This window comes from Pinibacter aurantiacus (assembly GCF_019130065.1).
Lineage (GTDB): Bacteria > Bacteroidota > Bacteroidia > Chitinophagales > Chitinophagaceae > Pinibacter > Pinibacter aurantiacus.
Map to the genome: position 1 here is coordinate 276,736 of NZ_JAHSPG010000003.1, position 20,211 is coordinate 296,946.

Annotated in this window: 21 protein-coding genes; 14 read left to right on the forward strand and 7 right to left on the reverse strand. The window is 40.7% G+C overall.

Translation table 11 applies throughout. The features are described from left to right. Positions 1-160: 160 nt before the first annotated feature. On the reverse strand, positions 161-733 hold the full coding sequence (locus tag KTO63_RS06980) for a Crp/Fnr family transcriptional regulator (RefSeq protein ID WP_217790516.1): 573 nt from the start codon (positions 731-733) through the stop codon (positions 161-163). A gap of 269 nt (positions 734-1,002) precedes the next feature. Here KTO63_RS06980 and KTO63_RS06985 point away from each other — a divergent pair, with 269 nt between their 5' ends. The 4 genes from KTO63_RS06985 (at position 1,003) to KTO63_RS07000 (ending at position 6,216) form a co-directional block, all read left to right on the forward strand. Next, a complete protein-coding gene (locus KTO63_RS06985; RefSeq protein ID WP_217790517.1) occupies positions 1,003-3,270 on the forward strand; it encodes an aconitate hydratase in 2,268 nt (755 codons plus the stop codon). 479 nt (positions 3,271-3,749) lie between these two features. Continuing rightward, entirely contained in the window at positions 3,750-5,021 is a 1,272-nt protein-coding gene (locus tag KTO63_RS06990; RefSeq protein ID WP_217790518.1) for a hypothetical protein, read from the forward strand. 155 nt (positions 5,022-5,176) lie between these two features. After that, a complete protein-coding gene (locus KTO63_RS06995) occupies positions 5,177-5,533 on the forward strand; it encodes a bleomycin resistance protein (RefSeq protein WP_217790519.1) in 357 nt (118 codons plus the stop codon). An 86-nt stretch (positions 5,534-5,619) separates the two neighbouring features. Continuing rightward, the gene (locus KTO63_RS07000; RefSeq protein ID WP_217790520.1) at positions 5,620-6,216 is read left to right on the forward strand and encodes a hypothetical protein; all 597 of its coding nucleotides are present in this window, start codon (positions 5,620-5,622) and stop codon (positions 6,214-6,216) included. 154 nt (positions 6,217-6,370) lie between these two features. Here the strand turns inward: KTO63_RS07000 and KTO63_RS07005 are convergent, their stop codons facing one another. After that, on the reverse strand, positions 6,371-6,580 hold the full coding sequence (locus tag KTO63_RS07005; protein ID WP_232373063.1) for a helix-turn-helix transcriptional regulator: 210 nt from the start codon (positions 6,578-6,580) through the stop codon (positions 6,371-6,373). Positions 6,581-6,827: 247 nt separating this feature from the next. On the opposite strand from KTO63_RS07005, the gene KTO63_RS07010 reads away from it, so the two are divergent. The 4 genes from KTO63_RS07010 (at position 6,828) to KTO63_RS07025 (ending at position 8,765) form a co-directional block, all read left to right on the forward strand. After that, positions 6,828-7,055: a hypothetical protein gene (locus tag KTO63_RS07010; RefSeq protein ID WP_217790521.1), complete on the forward strand. Its 228-nt coding sequence runs from the start codon at positions 6,828-6,830 to the stop codon at positions 7,053-7,055. A 177-nt stretch (positions 7,056-7,232) separates the two neighbouring features. Continuing rightward, complete coding sequence (locus KTO63_RS07015) at positions 7,233-7,673, forward strand: hypothetical protein (protein ID WP_217790522.1); 441 nt, start codon at positions 7,233-7,235, stop codon at positions 7,671-7,673. Positions 7,674-7,697: 24 nt separating this feature from the next. Continuing rightward, positions 7,698-8,108: a DUF1801 domain-containing protein gene (locus KTO63_RS07020; RefSeq protein ID WP_232373064.1), complete on the forward strand. Its 411-nt coding sequence runs from the start codon at positions 7,698-7,700 to the stop codon at positions 8,106-8,108. 27 nt (positions 8,109-8,135) lie between these two features. After that, a complete protein-coding gene (locus KTO63_RS07025) occupies positions 8,136-8,765 on the forward strand; it encodes a hypothetical protein (protein ID WP_217790523.1) in 630 nt (209 codons plus the stop codon). Positions 8,766-8,772: 7 nt separating this feature from the next. On the opposite strand, the gene KTO63_RS07030 is transcribed toward KTO63_RS07025, so the two are convergent. Together KTO63_RS07030 and KTO63_RS26235 are read right to left on the reverse strand one after the other, a co-directional pair. Next, a complete protein-coding gene (locus KTO63_RS07030; protein ID WP_217790524.1) occupies positions 8,773-8,988 on the reverse strand; it encodes a helix-turn-helix domain-containing protein in 216 nt (71 codons plus the stop codon). Positions 8,989-8,990: 2 nt separating this feature from the next. Further along, positions 8,991-9,515, reverse strand: coding sequence for a DUF2975 domain-containing protein (locus KTO63_RS26235; RefSeq protein WP_217790525.1), 525 nt, complete (start codon positions 9,513-9,515; stop codon positions 8,991-8,993). Positions 9,516-9,674: 159 nt separating this feature from the next. Here KTO63_RS26235 and KTO63_RS07040 point away from each other — a divergent pair, with 159 nt between their 5' ends. The 3 genes from KTO63_RS07040 to KTO63_RS07050 all read left to right on the forward strand — a co-directional run bounded on the left by KTO63_RS07040 (position 9,675) and on the right by KTO63_RS07050 (position 11,762). After that, on the forward strand, positions 9,675-9,830 hold the full coding sequence (locus tag KTO63_RS07040; RefSeq protein ID WP_217790526.1) for a hypothetical protein: 156 nt from the start codon (positions 9,675-9,677) through the stop codon (positions 9,828-9,830). 396 nt (positions 9,831-10,226) lie between these two features. Beyond that, positions 10,227-11,465 (forward strand): DEAD/DEAH box helicase, encoded by a 1,239-nt coding sequence (locus tag KTO63_RS07045; RefSeq protein ID WP_217790527.1) that lies wholly within the window; start codon positions 10,227-10,229, stop codon positions 11,463-11,465. A 27-nt stretch (positions 11,466-11,492) separates the two neighbouring features. Further along, entirely contained in the window at positions 11,493-11,762 is a 270-nt protein-coding gene (locus KTO63_RS07050; RefSeq protein WP_217790528.1) for a short-chain dehydrogenase, read from the forward strand. Between the two features lie 118 nt (positions 11,763-11,880). Here the strand turns inward: KTO63_RS07050 and KTO63_RS07055 are convergent, their stop codons facing one another. From KTO63_RS07055 to KTO63_RS07065, 3 genes are all read right to left on the reverse strand, one after another. Beyond that, complete coding sequence (locus tag KTO63_RS07055; protein WP_217790529.1) at positions 11,881-12,831, reverse strand: DUF6252 family protein; 951 nt, start codon at positions 12,829-12,831, stop codon at positions 11,881-11,883. A 270-nt stretch (positions 12,832-13,101) separates the two neighbouring features. Next, entirely contained in the window at positions 13,102-13,782 is a 681-nt protein-coding gene (gene cmk / locus KTO63_RS07060; protein ID WP_217790530.1) for a (d)CMP kinase, read from the reverse strand. A gap of 275 nt (positions 13,783-14,057) precedes the next feature. Next, on the reverse strand, positions 14,058-16,589 hold the full coding sequence (locus tag KTO63_RS07065) for an ATP-dependent Clp protease ATP-binding subunit (RefSeq protein ID WP_217790531.1): 2,532 nt from the start codon (positions 16,587-16,589) through the stop codon (positions 14,058-14,060). A 163-nt stretch (positions 16,590-16,752) separates the two neighbouring features. Here KTO63_RS07065 and KTO63_RS07070 point away from each other — a divergent pair, with 163 nt between their 5' ends. The 3 genes from KTO63_RS07070 to KTO63_RS07080 all read left to right on the forward strand — a co-directional run bounded on the left by KTO63_RS07070 (position 16,753) and on the right by KTO63_RS07080 (position 20,001). Beyond that, complete coding sequence (locus KTO63_RS07070) at positions 16,753-17,127, forward strand: STAS domain-containing protein (RefSeq protein ID WP_262901961.1); 375 nt, start codon at positions 16,753-16,755, stop codon at positions 17,125-17,127. Between the two features lie 133 nt (positions 17,128-17,260). Then, a complete protein-coding gene (locus KTO63_RS07075) occupies positions 17,261-18,724 on the forward strand; it encodes an APC family permease (RefSeq protein WP_217790533.1) in 1,464 nt (487 codons plus the stop codon). A 290-nt stretch (positions 18,725-19,014) separates the two neighbouring features. Next, positions 19,015-20,001 carry a bifunctional heptose 7-phosphate kinase/heptose 1-phosphate adenyltransferase gene (locus KTO63_RS07080; protein WP_217790534.1) on the forward strand — a complete coding sequence of 329 codons (987 nt, stop codon included), beginning with the start codon at positions 19,015-19,017 and terminating at the stop codon, positions 19,999-20,001. Positions 20,002-20,211: the final 210 nt, after the last annotated feature.

The following is a 20,211-nucleotide window of genomic DNA, read 5'->3' on the forward strand; positions in this document are numbered from 1 at the left end:
TTATAATGTTGGATGTCTCGAATATTACCACTAAGGACACTAAGTCACACATAGGGTTCTCTTAGTGAGGCTTAGTGCCCTCAGTGCCTTAGTGGTGATTCGGAGTATTGCACATAAGCCAAATCTAAATGAAAAGTGCTCTTCAAAAATTTGACATAGATCAAATTTTTCTTCCTCTTATTCTGCTAAGTGTTTCTAGCGTAATTCCCAGGTAAGAAGCAATATGTTTTAGCGGGCAGCGCAAAGTAATTTCGGGATATGTCTCCACAAGATACTGGTAACGTTCAAATGCATCTTTTTTGCGAAGATTAAAAAGCCTGTCCTCACTTTGTTTGTAATAATGTTGTGTGAGCATCAATCCGACGAAAGTGAAAGAGTGAAACTTCTCGTACAGTTGTATCAGATCTTCGTAGGAAATATAATATAAAATGCAATCTTCAACCGCTTCTATTGATTCATAGCTTGCCTGCTGGTCAAAAAAACTTTTTACGGAAATAATAAAGTCATGCTCCTTCATGAACCAGGTGGTAACCTCATTGTCTCCCTCATTATAAAAACTTCTCAAAAAACCCTTTTCTATAAAATAGATGTATTTACACACTTGCTTTTGCCTGAGTAAAAGCTCCTTTTTCTCCAATTCCGTTCGTTCCAGGCGCTGGGCTATTTCATTTAACACCTCCTCTTCCAGTGGATGTAGGTTTAAAAGAATATTTTTCAGAGATTCTGGAAGCATAGTATAAGCAGGTCGTTTACAATATTAAGAAAAAGGGCTTATTGCCGAACGCTTAACGCATAACGCTGATGCAACCAGTTCAAGCGTTCAACGTTAGGCATTAGGCGTTTAGCTCTTTTCTCAATGTTCATTTTCAACCAGTTCTATTTTTTTAGTAAATTCGCAGCACTTTTTACGGCTGTCCCAGGCAATAAAAGAATTTTTCCTCTCCAATTGACTTTGACCGCCGTGCTAAAGCATTCATTGTCATAATTCTAAACATAATACACATGGCTTTCGATTTAGACCTGATCAAGAAACTTTACGCCGGTTTTGGCGCTAAGGTGGAGACTGCCCGCAAAGTTGTTGGACGTCCTTTAACGCTTACTGAAAAAATATTGTATGCCCACCTCTGGCAAGGCGCAGCTACCCAGCCTTTTGAAAGGGGGAAAAGCTATGTTGATTTTGCGCCGGATCGCGTTGCCATGCAGGATGCTACTGCGCAAATGGCGCTTTTGCAGTTTATGCAAGCGGGTCGCGATAAAGTGGCCGTTCCTTCTACTGTACACTGCGACCACCTGATCGTGGCTAAAGAGAACAGCAAAGTGGACCTCGACAGAGCCGTTCACGAAAGCAGCGAGGTTTACGACTTCCTTGCTTCAGTTTCTAATAAATATGGCATTGGTTTCTGGAAACCAGGTGCCGGTATCATTCACCAGGTAGTGTTGGAAAACTACGCTTTCCCTGGCGGGATGATGATCGGAACGGATAGCCACACTGTAAACGCAGGTGGTTTGGGTATGATCGCGATTGGCGTTGGTGGTGCTGATGCCTGCGACGTTATGGCCGGCCTTCCATGGGAGTTGAAATTCCCTAAACTGATTGGTGTAAAACTGACAGGTAAATTAAATGGCTGGACCGCCCCTAAAGATGTTATTTTAAAAGTTGCCGGTATTCTTACTGTAAAAGGCGGTACCGGTGCTGTTGTTGAATACTTCGGCGAAGGCGCTACAAGCATGAGCTGTACTGGTAAAGGAACTATCTGTAACATGGGTGCGGAAATTGGGGCTACCACTTCTACATTCGGTTACGACGAGAGCATGAGCCGCTACCTGAAAGCAACGGGCCGCGAAGAGATCGCAACTGCAGCTGATGGCATCAAAGAACACCTGACTGCAGATCCTGAAGTATACGCAAATCCAGAAAAATATTTCGACCAGGTTATCGAGATCAACCTGAGCGAATTAGAACCACACTTGAACGGACCTTTCACTCCGGATTTAGCTACTCCGATTTCTAAAATGAAAGAAGAAGCTGCTAAAAACGGCTGGCCTACAAAAATCGAAGTAGGTTTGATCGGTTCTTGTACGAACTCTTCTTACGAAGACATCAGCCGCGCAGTGAGCCTTGCAAAACAGGTAAAAGAAAAAGGTCTTAAAACAAAAGCAGAATTCACCATTACTCCTGGTAGTGAGCAAGTTCGTTTCACTATCGAAAGAGATGGCTTCCTTGATATTTTCGACCAGATCGGTGCAAAAGTTTTCGCAAATGCTTGCGGACCTTGCATTGGTATGTGGGACAGGATGGGTGCTGACAAGCAAGAAAAAAATACCATCGTTCACAGTTTCAACAGAAACTTTGCTAAACGTGCAGATGGCAACCCTAACACTTACGCATTTGTTGCTTCTCCTGAATTGGTTACAGCATTGGCAATCGCAGGTGACCTTTCTTTCAACCCGCTTACAGATACTTTAATAAACGAAAAAGGTGAGAAAGTAAAACTGGATGCACCTACAGGTAATGAATTGCCTCCAAAAGGCTTCTCTGTAGACGATCCGGGTTACCAGGCTCCGGCTGCTGATGGTAGCGGTGTTCAGGTAGCTGTTTCTCCAACCTCTAACCGTTTGCAATTGCTCGATCCATTTGCTCCATGGGAAGGCACTGATCTTAAAGGTTTGAAACTCCTTATCAAAGCAAAAGGAAAATGTACAACTGACCACATCTCTATGGCTGGTCCATGGTTGAAATTCCGCGGTCACCTTGATAACATTTCCAACAACATGTTGATCGGTGCGGTTAACTTCTTCAACGAAAAAACTGACCTTGTTAAAAACCAGTTGACTGGTGAATATGGCGCAGTTCCTGCAACTCAACGTGCTTACAAAGCAGCAAGCGTTGGTTCAGTAGTAGTAGGTGATGAAAACTACGGTGAAGGTTCTTCACGTGAGCATGCGGCTATGGAGCCTCGTCACTTAGGTGTTCGTGCGGTATTGGTAAAATCATTTGCCCGCATCCACGAAACCAACCTGAAAAAACAAGGTATGTTGGGCTTGACTTTTGCCGACAAAGCAGATTACGATAAAATTCAGGAAGACGATACTATCGATATTAATGGCCTGACTCATTTTGCTCCTGGCAAACCATTGGAACTGGTATTGCACCACAAAGATGGCAGCAGCGAAATTATTATGGCAAACCACACTTACAACGATCAGCAGATCGAATGGTTCAAAGCCGGTGGCGCGTTGAACATCATTCGCAAGCAGTTCGTGAAGTAAGTTTTGCCTGCCCGACTGATCATTCAGGCGGGAGTTGTGAGTTTTAAGTTATAAGTTGGCAGCGCGAGTTGCCAACTTTTTTATTGCACACGCCCGCCCGGCTGAAGCCGTTCGGACGGGGATGACGGAGATTGGACGGATGACCACGCCCGCCTGCTGACTTAGTCGGGCAGGGATTTTTTGTTGATGCTGGTGCGACGTATCGTTTGTAATAAAATTTGTTACAATGTCAACGACTCGCCGCTCCGTTGCGATCGCCGCGTGAAACAAACCAAGTCTTTGCGTCCTTTGTTTTCTCTTTTGCGCCTTTGCGTGAAATAAGGTGGCCTGCAGCTGAGATTTGACCGAATACAACACACCCTTTCGACTTTTCTATTTACTTTGGCATTTCCTCTACCTAAATAGCAACCTGTTTCTCTTGCAGTCATGCCAAAAATTTACCTGTCATTAATCATTTTTTTTGGGTAAATTTTTATTACATGTTTTTATTTGTTTATTCTCTTGAAGAATTAAATCAGCCTGATATACTTGCAGCAGTTTCGTTACTGATACTCTTGATTCTTCTTACAATTATCATTTTAATCGTTCGAAAAGTAAGAAGAAAAAAAGAGCCGGATAATGTTAAGGAACTCGAATTCGCAGCGCAGCGGAAACAAACAACAATAGAAGAATTGGATGATGCCCAATATTTGCTTAAAGAAAACGTTAATACGTTCGTTGAGCCTCCATCCAATTTTCAAAATGAAAACTCAATACCAATGAATATGAACCTTGACCTAAATCTGCAAGTTGAAGCCCTTGAAAAAGAAGCGATTGAAATCAAAGAAAGCCTTTTCCGCATGAAAGGGGCCATTGGAAAAGATGACGAATACAGGGAGCTAAAAGAAAAATGGTACGAAAAGGAACGACAATTGCGTGAATTAAGAAATGCGGACAAATCATCTTCTTTTGTAACGAACGGGTTTATTCATCACGAAAAAGAAAATAATACCGAAACAGCTGTACACCTTTCAACGGAATACTACGAAACGAGCGACGAATCTCAGGAACATAATGATGCAGAAACCTTGACCATGTATAACGCTCCAATAAGCGAGCAGCCAAATACAATTTCTGAAAAAGATAAGGAAACAAAAAAATTACACGACAAAATTGCACAACTAGAAGAACTTCCGAGGATATTGAGCGAGAAAAACAGACTCTTATTACAGGAACTTGAAACACTAAAAGCAGCGCATCGCCAACTTGAGGAACGGTATGCTCATTTAGAGTCAACTCAAAATAAAAAAGCTGAACAGGCACCAACAGGCACCAACTGTGCTCACACCAATGAAACGTCACAGACTCCGGCAGCAACGAACACAGAAATAAAAAATCTACAAGATAAGATCACAGAATTAGAAAGCCTCACTCCGGTTTTAACTGAAAAAAATCTGCTGATCGAGTTCTTGCAAAATCAATTGGATAAACAGATTAAAAATACCTTCCAGGTTGAAAAGGAACTTACTCAACTTAAAGCGGAAACACTGCAGGCTAATGAAGCTTTTCAGCAAAGGCAAACTTTAGCGGATCAAATACAGGAGGAACTGCAAAAGAAAGAGCAATACAATATTCTTATCACGTCGCAGTATGAAAAAGCGGTGCAGGTAACTGAGAAATACAAACAGCAGCTGGATGAAACAATCGAAAAACTATCGTCTCTGCAAGCCCACTTGCGTAACACAATAGAACATTCTCGCAACAGTGAGTGAGCACGCTGATGACACTGATTTGACGGATTTACACAGATTTTTTTAGTAACAATACTACCCCGCCGCGTCGCTGCTTCGTTGCTATCGCTGCGTGAGAATTCTTTGCGCCTTTGCGTGAAACAAAGTCAGTTGCTACTTTTATACAAACAACTGTTATGCTTACAGCCATTCATCCCAAACTGCCAATGCGCAGTAAAACGGCAACAAAAGATTACTACGTGAACAAACTCGGTTTCACTCAACTTGGCAGTACTGATTATCCCGAATATTTAATGGTTCAAAAAGACAATATTGAAATTCATTTTTTTGAATTCAAAGAACTTGATCCAAAAGAAAATTACGGACAGGTTTATATCCGGGTAAATAATATTGAGACGTTGTATCAATCTCTGTTGGACGCAAAAATCGAGATACATCCTAACGGCCCGTTACAAACAAAGCCCTGGGGACAAAAGGAATTTTCATTGCTTGACCCTGATAATAATTTACTGACTTTTGGAGAAAGTTTATGAGTGAGCAACCTTTCGGAGATAAAAGATGACTAAAATTTTTCTGAATCTACAATCGCATATTTAAACCCCTAATTTTCGATCCTGAAATGGAAGACACGTTCGGACATAGAAAAATATTTGCCGCAGTTGTATTTTGCTTGTCACTCCTTTGGGTTGTGTATTCAATATTTTTTTCAAGCGGAATTACTGCGTTATCAGAGGGCACGTTTGTCACTACGCAGGAACCGGTGTTCCACAAACCCACTACTAAAGGAACTTTCTATTCAATCGCCTTCCAGTTTATAAAGCCTTTCGGCAAGCAGTATTCTATGGAAGGGAGAGTTTTGAAATACACTGATTACAAAAGTGTGCTCAACGATATCAAAGCCTTTGATACACTACGTATAAAAATCAGCAACGACGAAATTTATCAACTAACTGCTAAAGGGAAAAATTACGTAAACCTTGCCGCTGTATTAAAAGAAGAAATGCAAAATTATCGTTTTTTCATTTTTTTCAGAATAATGATCTGCATCGCCATTCTTCCATCCTTGTTCTTTAAGAAACGCCCAACATTCTGGCACAGCGGATTTGAATTTGAGTTCAGGTTTTCTTATTTATTTCTTGCAATAATGGCCATAGGAATCGGCACATACATATATATCAACGGAGATTCTTTTTTGACGGGCTTTCAGCCGGACTAGCCTAATATTTGCTCCAACACGGCTCTAAATAATTTATTGACTTTTGGAGAAAGTGTATAAGCGGCAACCCATTGATAGTGCAATCGCGGGGTTGCAAGACCTGATAGGTTTTTAAAACCTGTCAGGTCTTGTGCAGCACCAGATGTAAATAATATCATTTCGCAGTTGAAACCAACAGCTCCCGAATATCTACTTTCAAATATTTTGAAATAGCATAAAGCGTCTCTATAGAAGGCTGCATTTCATTGGTACACCAGCGTGAAACTGTTGCTTCTGTCTTGTTTAAATGAAGAGCCAAATCCTTATTGGTTCTGTCATTTTCGATCAGTGCAACCTTAATTCTATTTAGTTTGAGTTTTGACAAGATGGTGTCTATTTATTAATTCGAATAAATATCGCAAAACCATAGAATCTCAAATTTTCACTATATCGATATATTATTATAGATTTACAGCAATTTTTATTCCTATTTCAATCTTTATTTATAGTTTTACAAAAATAAAATATTTAATTATTTTTTATTCACAAATCCGATGACGTCAACATTCGTGATGACAACAATTTAAAATTGAATCAACAGCTTTGCATTTCATCTCAAAACCCTTATCAAAATGGTACAAATAACATCCAAAGGACTCCTTATTGAAATCGAAACTATAAACCAGCATGAATACCTGAATCTACTAAGCGGTAGTTTGCTTCAACTTTTGCAAGACAACAATGAGAACTACCACAGGGACTACGATCCACGATGGGTGGTCTTTGATTTGCTGCAACATCTATTGCCAACCAATTCACAACTGGAAAAAGGAATTAAAGAAACAAGCGCCGCTCAGTGAGCGGCCGCCTTTTAACCGGCAGCGCAGCAACCCTTATCAGCCCTCAATTTGTTTGCGTACTAACACTATTGCAAATCTCCGTCCCAAATTTTACTTTCGACGTCGATAACTTCATTCAGTTGACAACCTGATCCAGTACCCTCAACCTGTCACAGCCCTTAATCAAATAAGCCGCCGATGAAAAAAATAGCCATCCTAACATTTGCACTCTTTGTTTCAGTGAATGCTTCTTCCCAAACTAAGACCAACATTGCAAGTGCTGATTCCAGTTCACCGAAAAAGCTGGACTCGCTTCATTTTGCCGTTTTCTATTTCTACAGAGCCTTTGTTCCCAAAATGGTCGCGCCTATAAAAAAAGTCCCTATCTATGTAGATGATAGTTTGGTGTATAACTTAAAAGCAAATACACTTGTTGCGGTGAAAATCTTTAAGGAAGGAAAGCATAACGTTTGTGTGGACAAGGACGGAGAAACAACCATCGTGAGCAAAATAAAATTTGGCAACGAATATTTTTATAAATGCGCCATTGTACCGGGCCTGTGGGGTGGCAAACCCACCATCGAAACGGTTACTGTTAAAGTAGGAAAAGAAGAAACAGGTATTCTTAAGGATGAGTAAACGTTCACATAAACTACTATTCAAATGAAAGAAAATAAAACGCCCATCAACAAAGACATCGAAGCTTACAACAATGCACTTGCCGAAGAAGACAAAGAAATAGGCAACATCCTGTCGCACGAAATAAGCCTTCATTTGCCGGAGGCAGAAAACAAGATCTGGCACCGTCATCCTGTTTGGTTCCTGGAAGGCAACCCCATCGTGGGATACAGCAAATTAAAAGACTCGGTTCGTTTATTGTTTTGGAGTGGACAATCATTCGATGAAGAAGCTTTGCAAAAAGAAGGAACATTTAAAGCTGCCGAAATGCGCTACACCGCAACTAACCAAATAAACAAAAAAGATCTGAAACGTTGGCTCAAAAAAGCAAGAGACATTCAATGGGATTATAAAAACATTGTGAAGCGAAAGGGCGTTTTGGAGCGTCTAAAATAGTCATTTAATATTCAATCTTATCCCATTATGAAACTTTTCCTTGCTTACATCATTTTATTGTTTCCACTTAAAACTTATTCGCAGGTTATCATTAAAAACACAAGCCTGGTAAAACCGGATACCAACGCACTATTTTATGGACCAGAAAATATGCTTGCTATTTCGGGCACATCGGAAAAAGTCGCCCTTGTGTCATATAGAGGAAACACAATCATTGCAAAAGGAAGCAATCAATTTTCAGTAACTACGCGAAATCTAAAAACGGATACGCTTTCTGTATTCTCAAAAAAGAAGCTGTTGCTGAAAAAAGCTTTTTATATCGATACCGTTTTTTCTATTACCGTTCATGTCGGTAATATATTGAATGACACAGCTACTATCACGGAAATACTTGCAAACAAAGGAATAAAAGCCGTCATTAATTGCCTTTACTATAGACCGTATAGAATACCCGGATTCTTTGCCACCTTCATTACCTCACCATCAGACACGCTTGCAAAAAATGTTTGGGCCGACGGAAATCTTTTTTCGCCGGAACATCAGTACTATATAAAAAAACTGACAAAGAATTCAAAAATCGTTCTTAATGACGTTAGAATTCTTTTTGCAGATTCCAAGGCCCGATCTATTGGACCATATTTCATCTTTATTAAATAAACGATTTTTACTCAGCTTCTCCTTTTACAAATTCCAAAATATCGCCTGGCTGACAATCCAAAGCCTTGCATATAGCTTCTAAAGTGCTGAAACGAACCGCTTTTGCTTTCCCTGTTTTTAATATGGAAAGATTAGCCAAGGTGAGGTCTACCTTTTCCGACAGTTCGTTTAGCGACATTTTTCGCTTGGCCATCATTACGTCTAAGTTCACTACAATAGGCATATTTATACAGTTAGTTCGTTTTCGGTTTGGATTTCTACTCCCTTCTTAAATATTTGGGCTATAACAAACACTATTCCGGCCATAAATAAATAGCCTCCTGGTTCAAAGTCCCGCTGCAGGCCCGGCACGTTTTTCATCATGTAGCCTAAATGCGTACTGTAAAACAACGCTACAATTCCAATGACCAATATGAAATAACTGATCTTTTCCAGCACGTTCGCTATTTCGATCGTAAATGGATTCACCATTTTGATTTTACTCAGCACTTTAATTACCAGGTAAGCCGTGTATGCTTCCAAAATAAGGATAGCCACCCTCATCAACACGTTAAGCGAGTATTGCGTCATACTGTACTGCCTCAGGCTATACAGGTCCAGGCCCTGGTAAAGATTTTTCGCAGCGTCTGGATTGATCCAGGTAACGGCAAATGCAACCAGTATTGCTCCGGCTTTGATCATTAATCCAACAAATGCCACCCAGGCAAGAATATTCATTACAGTTAGAATATTTTCGGTTCTTGTTTTCACAATAATAAATTTAAGGTTAACAATCTTTCTCAAATATAAATAAATATTTATCGAATATCAATAATTTTTTATCTAAAATTAATAACTACAAAAGCTCTATTTAGCGGAAATAGTTATGCATAAAACCTTTATCTTTATAAATAATAAAAATGTAAGCATATGGCGTTACCCGTAAACAATAAAGGCAAAGGAAAAGCGGTTGGCAAAAACCAGCCTGCGGCCGGCGGTTCTAAATTCATTGCAAAGCCAACTTCAAAAGTATCTGGCGGTGGCGGAAAGAAAATGGTGAAAACAGGCGGTAGCAGAGGAAGCTGATAATACTTTCTTTAATGAATACGCAAATGGCTTGAGTGTTAATTTCTCAGGCCATTTTTATTTGCCGCCGTTTTAAAGCACTGTAAATGACGCAGTTATCTAAATAATTCATTGATTTTTATTTAACTATTTATTAAAATTATTTACACTACCTTTGCCCATCATTTGAGCTTTCTTTTAGTCAAGAAATTATCATTCATCTTCTCCGGGTACTTCTTTTCTGATTTTTTCCTCAGATAATTTTTAGCTTATTGCATAAGCTCTATTCGCATTATTTGCAGCTATTAGTCCTGTATTAATATATATGTGCTCAATCTGTCATAATGTGAGCAATTAAACGTTGACCGTTGTACTATTTAAACAGGCGGTCATATTATTAGAAATTAAAAAGTTATAATGACATTTGAACAATTAGGTATTATTGAACCTATTCTAAAAGCACTTCAAAACGAAGGCTACACTACCCCCACCCCAATACAATTACAAGCCATACCTTCAGTATTAGAAAGAAGAGATCTTTTGGGTTGCGCGCAAACAGGCACCGGCAAAACGGCTGCTTTTGCCATTCCCACTTTACAAATATTGCATGGTCTGCACGCTGATCACAAAGCGCACAGAAATATCCGCTCACTTATTCTTACTCCTACAAGAGAATTGGCTATACAGATAAATGAAAGCTTTGCCTCATACGGTCGCAATACGGGTGTTAGGCACCAGGTTATTTTCGGCGGTGTTTCGCAGCATAACCAGGTAAATGCACTGCGCAATGGCACAGATATTTTGATCGCTACACCCGGAAGATTATTAGATCTCATAAACCAGGGTTACATATCGCTTCAGCATATCCAAATATTTGTGTTGGATGAAGCGGATCGCATGCTTGATATGGGTTTTATACACGATGTAAAAAAGGTAATAAAAGAACTGCCTGAAAAGAAACAAACATTGTTTTTCTCTGCAACTATGCCTCCGCAAATTGCACAGCTTGCGAATTCTCTTTTGCATTTTCCTGTAAAAGTAGAAGTGGCGCCTGTTTCATCAACAGCCGAAAAAATAGATCAGTCAGTGTTTTTTGTTAACAGGAAAGATAAACTGCAGTTACTGGTTCATTTGCTTCAGGCAAAAGCTATTGATCGTACCATTGTTTTTTCCAGAACAAAGCATGGTGCCGATAAAATTGCGAAAGGCCTTAAGAACATGAATATTTCTGCAGATGCTATTCATGGTGACAAATCACAAAATGCCCGTCAAAATGCTTTAAGCAATTTTAAAAATGGCAACCTGCAGGTGTTAGTAGCTACCGATATTGCTGCAAGAGGGATTGACGTAGATGCACTCTCGCATGTGATCAATTTTGATTTACCAAACATACCGGAAACATACGTTCACAGAATTGGGCGAACAGGCAGAGCAGGAACAAGCGGCATTGCTTTTTCATTTTGCGATAGCGAAGAACGTCCATTCCTGAACGATATTAATAAATTGATCGGGCTGAAAATTCCGGCGGAAAATCATCCGTTTGAAGTCTTCGAAACTAAGCAAACTGCAACACCGGTTGTCGCAAAAAAATCTCCGCATAATGAGCCCGGCAAAAGCTTCAGGAGAAAAGAAAACACACGTAAGGCTCTTTCATAATTCAGTAACAATTTAAACACCTTCTATATGCACACAGAAGAAATTGAAAAGTTCATCGATTCCAAAACATCGTCTGAAACCAAAGTAAAAATTGACTTTAAGAAGAGGGAGGCGGTATATGGCCTTTTTGTAAAGGACAAAGATTACGATGATCTTAAGTCGAAGAATTTATGGAGAATTGTACCAAAATCTCAATTCGAAGAATACAGCAGGTCAAACAATATCGGCCTTGCCAAGATATTCAACGGAGTAGATTTTTCAAGACTTACCGTATACAAAGAAAAAGAAGTTGTATAATACTCAAAAGAGATGCCCCGAGTTTGGAGGCATCTCTTTTTTATTAAAAAGTCAAAAATCAAAAATCAAAAGTGCAGCGTCACCTTTTGACTTTTGATTTTTGACTTTTGCCTTTAACTTATTGATATTTTACAAAAAACGACCCTTTTGTTATTTGTCTTGTCTCCACCTGATCAAATGTTTCCCTTCCAACAAATTCAAAGGTGGCAGTCATGGTCTTTTTGGTTGGGTCATGTTGAGTAATTTTCAAAGTGCCCGACTCTGCAGAATACATTTTTGCGTCCATTCCATTTATTTCTGAGTAGTCCGTTGTATACAGCTGGCTAAACGGATCGTATGTATATGATCCCACTTTTGCATCTGGTGGTATGGTGAATGCAAAGACCTTATGTTCATCCGCACCCGCGATGTAAATCTGTCCCAGTATTACTTGCGCAGTAATCGTTTTCGCCTGCCACGCAGTTCCGTTGATAGTGGCCTTTAAATAAGCATCTCCTGTCGCGGGTGGCGTTGTAGGGCCAGTTGGGTCTGTTGGCAAAGAGGTGAAATATGTCAGCTCAAACAATCCTTCAGTTGCGGTATAACTGGTTCCGTCCGCAGGATTAAATAGTTTAGATTGAAAAGTTCCTTTAATAATCTTCTTATCCGTATCGATAGAAGTTACAGTAACAGTACCATTTGCGTTCGTTGCAACGTCAGACGACATTGAGGAATAAACATTTGCAGGTTTTGTGTAATCTGGTTCGAAAGCTACAAATCCTTTGGCCGCAGCGAAAGAAACGTCGTAAGTACCTATCGTATCTCCGGTGAGTGTGATGGTCATCATTTGACCATTACTACTAATGCCGGTTAGATTAATGACACCATCCATAATAGTGGCGCTTTGCTTATCTGCCGCTGCTTTCCAGTTTCCTCCATTAATGTTTGCAGTGAAGTTTCCGGATGAGTTATTGTTGTTGTTGTTGCCATTTTGACCAAGCTCGTAGCTTACTTCTTTTTGGCATGAAGTCAAAGAGATAAGGGTTATTGCAGTCACTAAGAATGCAACAAGGGATTTAATTGGTTTCATAAATTTTCTAATCTGTTACGAATATAGATAAACGCGTAAAAAAAGTTAAGGATTCCCCATAAAATACCTTGCGACCAACAAAAAATGAGTATTTACCACCTTGTTTATAAAGCCTCGGTAATTTATGCACTCAAATATTTACCACTAAGGGCACAAGCCTCACTAAGAGATCCCTTAGTGTAACTTAGTGTTCTCAGTGCCTCAGTGATTATTGATAATGCTGCACATTCTAACTCCTAACTCCTAATTCCTAATTTCTAATTTCTAATTCTACCCTATCTTCTCCTTCGCCCACCTCAGTGCAATCTCTAACTGCTGCTTCATCGTAAGATTGGTATTGTCGAGAACAATGGCGTCTTCTGCCTGCCTCAGCGGACTTACCTCACGGTGAGAATCTATGTAGTCGCGCATTTCCAGGTTGTTCTTTACCTCCTCTATAGTAACGTTTGGATTTTTTTCGAAGAGCTCTTTGAATCTTCTTTCCACACGTATAGCGTTATCTGCAGTCATGAAGATCTTTAATGCAGCTTTAGGGAAAACAACGGTTCCAATATCTCTTCCATCCATTACAATGCCCTTCTTTTCTCCCATCTGCTGTTGCTGCTTCACGGCAAACTGGCGCACTTCTTTTACAGCAGCCACTTCACTTACTTTTTCAGCCACCACAAGATCGCGGATCACATATTCAACGTTCTCATCGTTCAAGTACATTTCCGATTGCTTGCTGTGTTCGTTGTATCGAAAATCAAGCGTGATTTCTTTTAACGCTTCGTCTACAGCTTTGTGCTTCGTCCAGTCTACGTGATTGCGGAGAAAGTACAAAGTAATGGCTCTGTACATAGCACCACTGTCAATGTACACATAGTTCAGTTCTTTCGCTAATTGCTTGGCCAAAGTGCTTTTCCCGCAACTGCTCCACCCGTCTATCGTTATAATTATTTTCTTGTGCATCAGAGTTATTTTGTTTCACGCAAGGATTTCACGCAAAGGCGCAAAGAAAAGACAAAGTTCGCAAAGGCTTTTTACATTTCACGCGGCGAGCGCAACGAAGCAGCGACGCAACGGAATTTCTTTCAGTACAAATGCTACGTCTCTCTCAGGCAAATTACTCTTCAAAAAATCAGCGCCAATCTGCTAAATCTGTGTCATCTGCGTGCTCTCTCGGCAAAAATAAAAAAAGGAGTACAACATAGGCTGTACTCCTTAACTATTAATTTATTTCTTTTTTATGCCTGAGATTTCTCAGAAGAAATTTTTGATTCTTTTAAACTGAATTTGATCTTACTGTTTTCTTTATCCAGATCTGCTACCAGAATATCGCCGTTTTTCACTTGCATATTCAGTATTTCTTCTGCTAAAGGATCTTCCAGGTATTTCTGAATCGCTCTGTGTAATGGTCTTGCACCAAACTGCACATCATAACCTTTTTCTGCAAGGAAGCTTTTCGCTTCTTCTGTCAGTTCAAGTGTAAAGCCAAGATTGGTCAGGCGTTTCAATACACCTTTCATCAGTATATCAATAATGGTGAAGATATTTTCTTTTGACAAAGAATTGAATATGATCACATCATCAATACGGTTAAGGAACTCAGGAGAGAAAGTACGTTTCAATGCTTTCTCAATTACCGCTCTGCTGTTTTCTTCAGAATTAGCAGTTCTTGCAGCAGTTGCAAAACCTACACCTTCACCGAAATCTTTCAATTGGCGAACACCAATGTTAGATGTCATAATGATCAGTGAGTTTTTGAAATCTACTTTGCGGCCGAGTCCGTCAGTAAGCTGACCATCATCCAGTACCTGCAACAAAATGTTGTAGATATCCGGGTGAGCTTTTTCAATCTCGTCGAGCAGGATCACTGAGTAAGGTTTACGTCTTACTTTTTCAGTAAGCTGGCCACCTTCTTCATAACCCACATAGCCCGGAGGCGCACCTACTAAACGGCTCACGGTGAATTTTTCCATGTATTCACTCATGTCGATTCTTATCAGTGCATCTTCGCTATCGAAGAGATATCTTGCCAATGATCTTGCCAACTCAGTTTTACCAACCCCTGTAGGACCAAGGAAGATGAAGCTACCAACAGGTTTCTTAGGATCTTTCAATCCCACACGGTTACGTTGAATGGCTTTCACCACTTTTTGAATGGCTTCATCCTGACCAACCACCATGTCGCGCATGTCATTACTCATATTGCGCAGCTTTTCTGTTTCAGCCTGCACCATGCGTTTTACAGGAATACCTGTCATCATGCTCACTACTTCGGCGATAGCGTCTTCGTCTATCGGGTAGCGTTTGTGTTTGCTTTCTTCTTCCCAGTTCAGTTTGGCTTTTTCAAGCTCTTCCTGTAAGCGTTTTTCTGTATCGCGTAAAGAAGCGGCTTCTTCAAACTTCTGGCTCTTAACAACTTTGTTTTTTTCGTTCTTCACATCTTCGATCTTCTTTTCAAGATCTACGATTTCCTGAGGAACGTTGATATTTTTCAAGTGCACTCTGGCACCCACTTCATCCAGCACGTCGATTGCTTTGTCTGGCAACAAACGATCGGTCATGTAGCGGTCACTCAGTTTAACACAAGCTTCGATTGCTTCCGGAGAATAAGAAACGTTGTGATAATCTTCGTATTTGCTTTGAATGTTTGTTAATATCTGGATCGTTTCTTCTACACTTGGTGGCTCTACAATTACTTTTTGGAAACGACGGTCAAGTGCACCATCTTTTTCAATGTACATTCTATACTCATCCAAAGTAGAAGCACCTATGCATTGCAGTTCGCCACGTGCCAATGCCGGCTTGAAGATATTTGAAGCATCCAGTGAACCGCTGGCACCACCGGCACCTACGATTGTGTGGATCTCATCGATGAACAGGATCACGTCGCGGTTCTTTTCCAACTCGTTCATGATCGCTTTCATTCTTTCTTCAAACTGTCCACGGTATTTTGTACCTGCTACCAAAGCAGCAAGGTCAAGCGAAATAACTCTTTTGTCAAACAACACGCGGGATACATTACGCTGAACGATACGAAGAGCGAGCCCTTCAACGATAGCTGTTTTACCAACTCCCGGTTCACCGATCAGTATCGGGTTGTTTTTCTTTCTGCGAGAAAGGATCTGTGAAACTCTCTCGATTTCTTCCTCACGACCAACAATAGGGTCGAGGGAGCCTGTTTCTGCAAGTCGCGTAATATCACGTCCGAAGTTGTCTAGTACAGGTGTTTTACTTTTTGTGTTTCCTGTGGTCTTAGATTTTTGTTGAGCAAATTTTTTCTCCTCGTCAAAATCGTCTTCATTCTCATCAGAAAATTCACTCCTTACTTCATTGCTTCTTACCACGCCAAGTTCATTTCTAAAAATGTCGTAATCCACATCAAATTGATTTAAGATTTGCGTAGCAATGTTTTCTTTGTTCTTTAAGATTGAAAGCATCAAGTGCTCTGTTTCTACAGTTGGGCTTTTCAAGGCTTTTGCTTCCAAAACAGTTACTCTTATAACTTTCTCTGCCTGCTTGGTCAGTGGTAGGCTATTAATGTTTGCGATATTCTTGCCTGTCTTATCCTTAACTGCCATTTCCACTTCCTTTCGCAGTTCATAGAGATCAACATTAAAGCTCTTCAGAATTTTTATGGCCGTATTCTCCCCTTCTCTTATCAGTCCAAGCAACAAGTGCTCGGTGCCGATAAAATCATTCCCCAGCCGTAAAGCCTCTTCCCTGCTAAACGAAATAATCTCTTTTACCTGGGCTGAAAAATTATTATCCATTTTATTTAATTGTGTGTGATACAATATTAACAAATATATTTGACTTACTGTTGCAACATAATAACGTAGTGAGCAGAGTATTATTAACATTTACGAGAGAATGTGCAAAAAATATTTCGACTAACTAACGTTAACATTACAATATATAAAAGAACAGATTATGATGGTCAAAATTGATACCAAGGAAAAATTCCATGTCATAACATTACTTGACGAGACTATTGCTGCTAATATGACAGCAGAACTGGCTGAAAGATTGCTTCCGTACCTGCAAAATGTCGTTAAAAATGTCGTATTAATCATGGAAAAGGTAACGACAATTGACGAACCTGCCGCCGACGAGTTACTAAATATACAACAACAATATTATGATAATGGCGCTTCATTCGTTATTTGTCAGTTGCAACCCGATGTAGAGAAGTTTCTCCTCGATACGGATAAGCTGGAAATGATGAACGTTACACCCACAGAAAGTGAAGCATGGGATATTGTACAAATGGAAGAAATAGAAAGAGAACTGGGCGGAGACGACTTGTAGAGACGGATGATAATCCGTCTCCATCGCGAAAATGACGATATGATTGCGAAATGACGCAATGAATGCGAAATGACGATATGCGGAGACGGATTATCATCCGTCTCTACGACGAAACACAAAACCAAACTGCCTTATGACCGAAACAACAACTGCAACTGAAACAACAACCAAAACCGGCTTCATTCCATCCCTTCGCCTGCTAGATGCTACGATGATCGTGGCGGGCTCAATGATAGGCTCGGGAATTTTTATCGTAACGGCAGATATTGCCCGCAATGTGGGCAGCGCCTGGTGGATCGTTATGGTATGGCTTATCACGGGGTTCATGACCATTGTGGCGGCGGTGAGCTACGGCGAGCTGAGCGGCATGTTTCCTAAAGCGGGTGGCCAATACACTTACCTGCGTGAATCTTACAATCCTTTAACAGGTTTTCTTTACGGCTGGAGCTTTTTCGCAGTCATTCAAACAGGCACCATTGCTGCGGTGGGCGTGGCTTTTGCCAAATATGCTGGATACTTCTGGCCTGCGCTGAATATGACCAGCGAAAACATTCTTTTTTCCGTTGGATCTGTTAGCATCTACCCCGCCCAGATAATTGCGATTGCCATTATTCTGTTGCTTACCTGGATCAATTCCAGGGGCGTTGAAAATGGCAAGCTTATTCAAACGACTTTTACCGTTTCCAAACTGATCGCCATGTTCGGGCTTTTGGCCTTTGGTTTCCTTTTGGCAAAGCACAGTTTCTGGCACGAAAACTTTGCCGGGGGCTGGAATGCAGCGCAAGATCTTGGGGAAAAAAATACACAAGGTGTGCTCGTGCCAACGGGCTGGAAATCAATTGGTGGGGTCGCCTTGATAGGCGCAATCGCTGCTGCCATGACCGGCTCACTTTTCAGCAGCGTGGCATGGGAAGGCGTTACGTTTATTGCCGGGGAGATCAAGAATCCAAAGCGCAATATCGGCCTAAGCCTTGCCCTTGGAACCTTCATCGTTACCCTTATTTACATCGGCATGAACCTGATGTACCTGAACGTGCTTCCGCTTAATGAAATAGCTTTTCCACAGGAGGACCGCATTGCCGTGGCTGCAGCCAGCAAACTATTCAGTACGGCAGGTCCTATTGTAATAGCCATTCTTATTATGGTTTCAACTTTTGGTTGTAACAATGGCTTGATCCTCGCCGGTGCAAGGGTTTATTATACCATGGCAAATGATGGCGTGTTTTTCAAAAAAGCGGGCCAGTTGAATCGTTTTCACGTACCACAATGGGCACTTTGGGCGCAAGCCATTATGGCATCTGTACTTTGCCTTAGCGGTCGTTATGGTGACCTGCTGGACATGGTGAGTTTTGTGGTGGTTATTTTCTACATCCTTACTATTATCGGCATCTTTATTTTAAGGAAAAAAATGCCAAATGCAGAAAGACCTTATAAAGCATTTGGATATCCGGTTTTGCCAATCATCTACATCATTCTGGGTCTTACTTTTTGCGGATTTCTTTTGTATATGAAGCCGCTGTATGCTGTGCTGGGATTGGTAATTGCGCTGATCGGCATTCCGATTTATTACGTGGCCATTTCGAACAAATCCAAATAAAGACGGCACACAGATGACACGGATTGGACGGATTTACACGGATTTTTTCTTGTCATAAGTTTTCGAAATAAATGTAGAAGTCCCGACAAATATGTTTTGTCGGGACTTCTACATTTATGGTTTGAGGCAATAGCTTGTATCCCAATTGGCTTATGTTCGACCTCTACTCAGTGGAGCACTAATTTTCTTTTGAACAAAATCCGTGTAAATCCGTCCAATCCGTGTCAACGAGTGCCTAAGGTTTTTTGACCTTTGATCTCTACATTTGCGTTTCAAACCGATAAAGAACAATGGATTTCGATAAACTCTTTCAGCAATTCAAGGATGTTAAGGTGGGCGTAATTGGAGATGTGATGTTGGACACTTACTGGTGGGGCCATGTGGAGCGTATTTCGCCGGAGGCACCTGTGCCTGTAGTAAGCCTCGACAAAAGGGAATTGCGCATTGGAGGAGCCGGAAACGTGGCATTGAACCTGGTTTCCATGGAAGCGCAGGTTTCCATTTTTTCTGTTATCGGCAAGGATGCAGATGGCGAATTGTTGAGTGATCTTTTCTCTCAAAACAAGATCAACACATCTTACTTACTGAAAGATTCTGGTCGCAAAACGACCAATAAAACCCGCATCATGAGCCGCAACCAGCAAATGATGCGACTGGATTCTGAAACAACGGAAGATATTCCGGCAGCGAATGCCGATGCACTGCTCAATAATTTGGAGCAATACATTGTGAATGAAAAACCGGCTGTTATCATACTTGAGGATTACAACAAGGGTGTGCTGACAGAAAAGTTGATCACAGATGTTGTTGCACTTTGTCACAAACACAATGTGATCACCGCTGTTGATCCTAAAAAGAAAAACTTCTTCGCTTATAAAAACGTACACATTTTCAAACCAAATCTCAAAGAGGTAAAGGAAGGTTTGAATATTTCTATTGATAAAGTGAATCTTGAATCAATGCAGAAGGTGCATGCTGCGCTTTGCGAAAAACTTAATCACGAGATTTCATTTATCACTCTTTCCGAAAAAGGCGTTTTTTATCAAAATAGCGAGAAGGGCGCTATTATCCCGTCTCACATAAGAAACATTGCAGACGTTTCCGGTGCGGGAGACACTGTAATAGCTGTAGCATCTTTACTGTACGCCGTTACAAAAGACCAACATTTAATGGCCGAAGTTGCCAACATTGCGGGTGGACTTGTGTGTGAGGAAGTAGGCACGCAGGCGATTGACAGGGGGAGACTTTTGATAGAGTGTAAGCTGCTGCTGGGGTAGCGATGAGTTATGAATTATGAATTGATTGGCCTATGTTCAAAATTTGAACATAGGCCAATCAGTTTTAAGAATGCCAGCATGGTTATCAGCCATTCATAATTCACCATTCATAATTCATCATTCACTTCTTAGATTTCGTCAAATAAATTCCGCCACTCACCACCACGCCATTTAATGTTTTTCCGAAAATCTTCGACGCAGTGCGATTAA

What these genes read in the sequence shown, in the direction of transcription:
- KTO63_RS06980 (WP_217790516.1), bottom strand. Translation starts at nt 733, where the DNA reads ATGCTTCCAGAATCTCTGAAAAATATTCTTTTAAACCTACATCCACTG.
- KTO63_RS06985 (WP_217790517.1), top strand. Translation starts at nt 1,003, where the DNA reads ATGGCTTTCGATTTAGACCTGATCAAGAAACTTTACGCCGGTTTTGGC.
- KTO63_RS06990 (WP_217790518.1), top strand. Translation starts at nt 3,750, where the DNA reads ATGTTTTTATTTGTTTATTCTCTTGAAGAATTAAATCAGCCTGATATA.
- KTO63_RS06995 (WP_217790519.1), top strand. Translation starts at nt 5,177, where the DNA reads ATGCTTACAGCCATTCATCCCAAACTGCCAATGCGCAGTAAAACGGCA.
- KTO63_RS07000 (WP_217790520.1), top strand. Translation starts at nt 5,620, where the DNA reads ATGGAAGACACGTTCGGACATAGAAAAATATTTGCCGCAGTTGTATTT.
- KTO63_RS07010 (WP_217790521.1), top strand. Translation starts at nt 6,828, where the DNA reads ATGGTACAAATAACATCCAAAGGACTCCTTATTGAAATCGAAACTATA.
- KTO63_RS07015 (WP_217790522.1), top strand. Translation starts at nt 7,233, where the DNA reads ATGAAAAAAATAGCCATCCTAACATTTGCACTCTTTGTTTCAGTGAAT.
- KTO63_RS07020 (WP_232373064.1), top strand. Translation starts at nt 7,698, where the DNA reads ATGAAAGAAAATAAAACGCCCATCAACAAAGACATCGAAGCTTACAAC.
- KTO63_RS07025 (WP_217790523.1), top strand. Translation starts at nt 8,136, where the DNA reads ATGAAACTTTTCCTTGCTTACATCATTTTATTGTTTCCACTTAAAACT.
- KTO63_RS07030 (WP_217790524.1), bottom strand. Translation starts at nt 8,988, where the DNA reads ATGCCTATTGTAGTGAACTTAGACGTAATGATGGCCAAGCGAAAAATG.
- KTO63_RS07040 (WP_217790526.1), top strand. Translation starts at nt 9,675, where the DNA reads ATGGCGTTACCCGTAAACAATAAAGGCAAAGGAAAAGCGGTTGGCAAA.
- KTO63_RS07045 (WP_217790527.1), top strand. Translation starts at nt 10,227, where the DNA reads ATGACATTTGAACAATTAGGTATTATTGAACCTATTCTAAAAGCACTT.
- KTO63_RS07050 (WP_217790528.1), top strand. Translation starts at nt 11,493, where the DNA reads ATGCACACAGAAGAAATTGAAAAGTTCATCGATTCCAAAACATCGTCT.
- KTO63_RS07055 (WP_217790529.1), bottom strand. Translation starts at nt 12,831, where the DNA reads ATGAAACCAATTAAATCCCTTGTTGCATTCTTAGTGACTGCAATAACC.
- cmk (WP_217790530.1), bottom strand. Translation starts at nt 13,782, where the DNA reads ATGCACAAGAAAATAATTATAACGATAGACGGGTGGAGCAGTTGCGGG.
- KTO63_RS07065 (WP_217790531.1), bottom strand. Translation starts at nt 16,589, where the DNA reads ATGGATAATAATTTTTCAGCCCAGGTAAAAGAGATTATTTCGTTTAGC.
- KTO63_RS07070 (WP_262901961.1), top strand. Translation starts at nt 16,753, where the DNA reads ATGGTCAAAATTGATACCAAGGAAAAATTCCATGTCATAACATTACTT.
- KTO63_RS07075 (WP_217790533.1), top strand. Translation starts at nt 17,261, where the DNA reads ATGACCGAAACAACAACTGCAACTGAAACAACAACCAAAACCGGCTTC.
- KTO63_RS07080 (WP_217790534.1), top strand. Translation starts at nt 19,015, where the DNA reads ATGGATTTCGATAAACTCTTTCAGCAATTCAAGGATGTTAAGGTGGGC.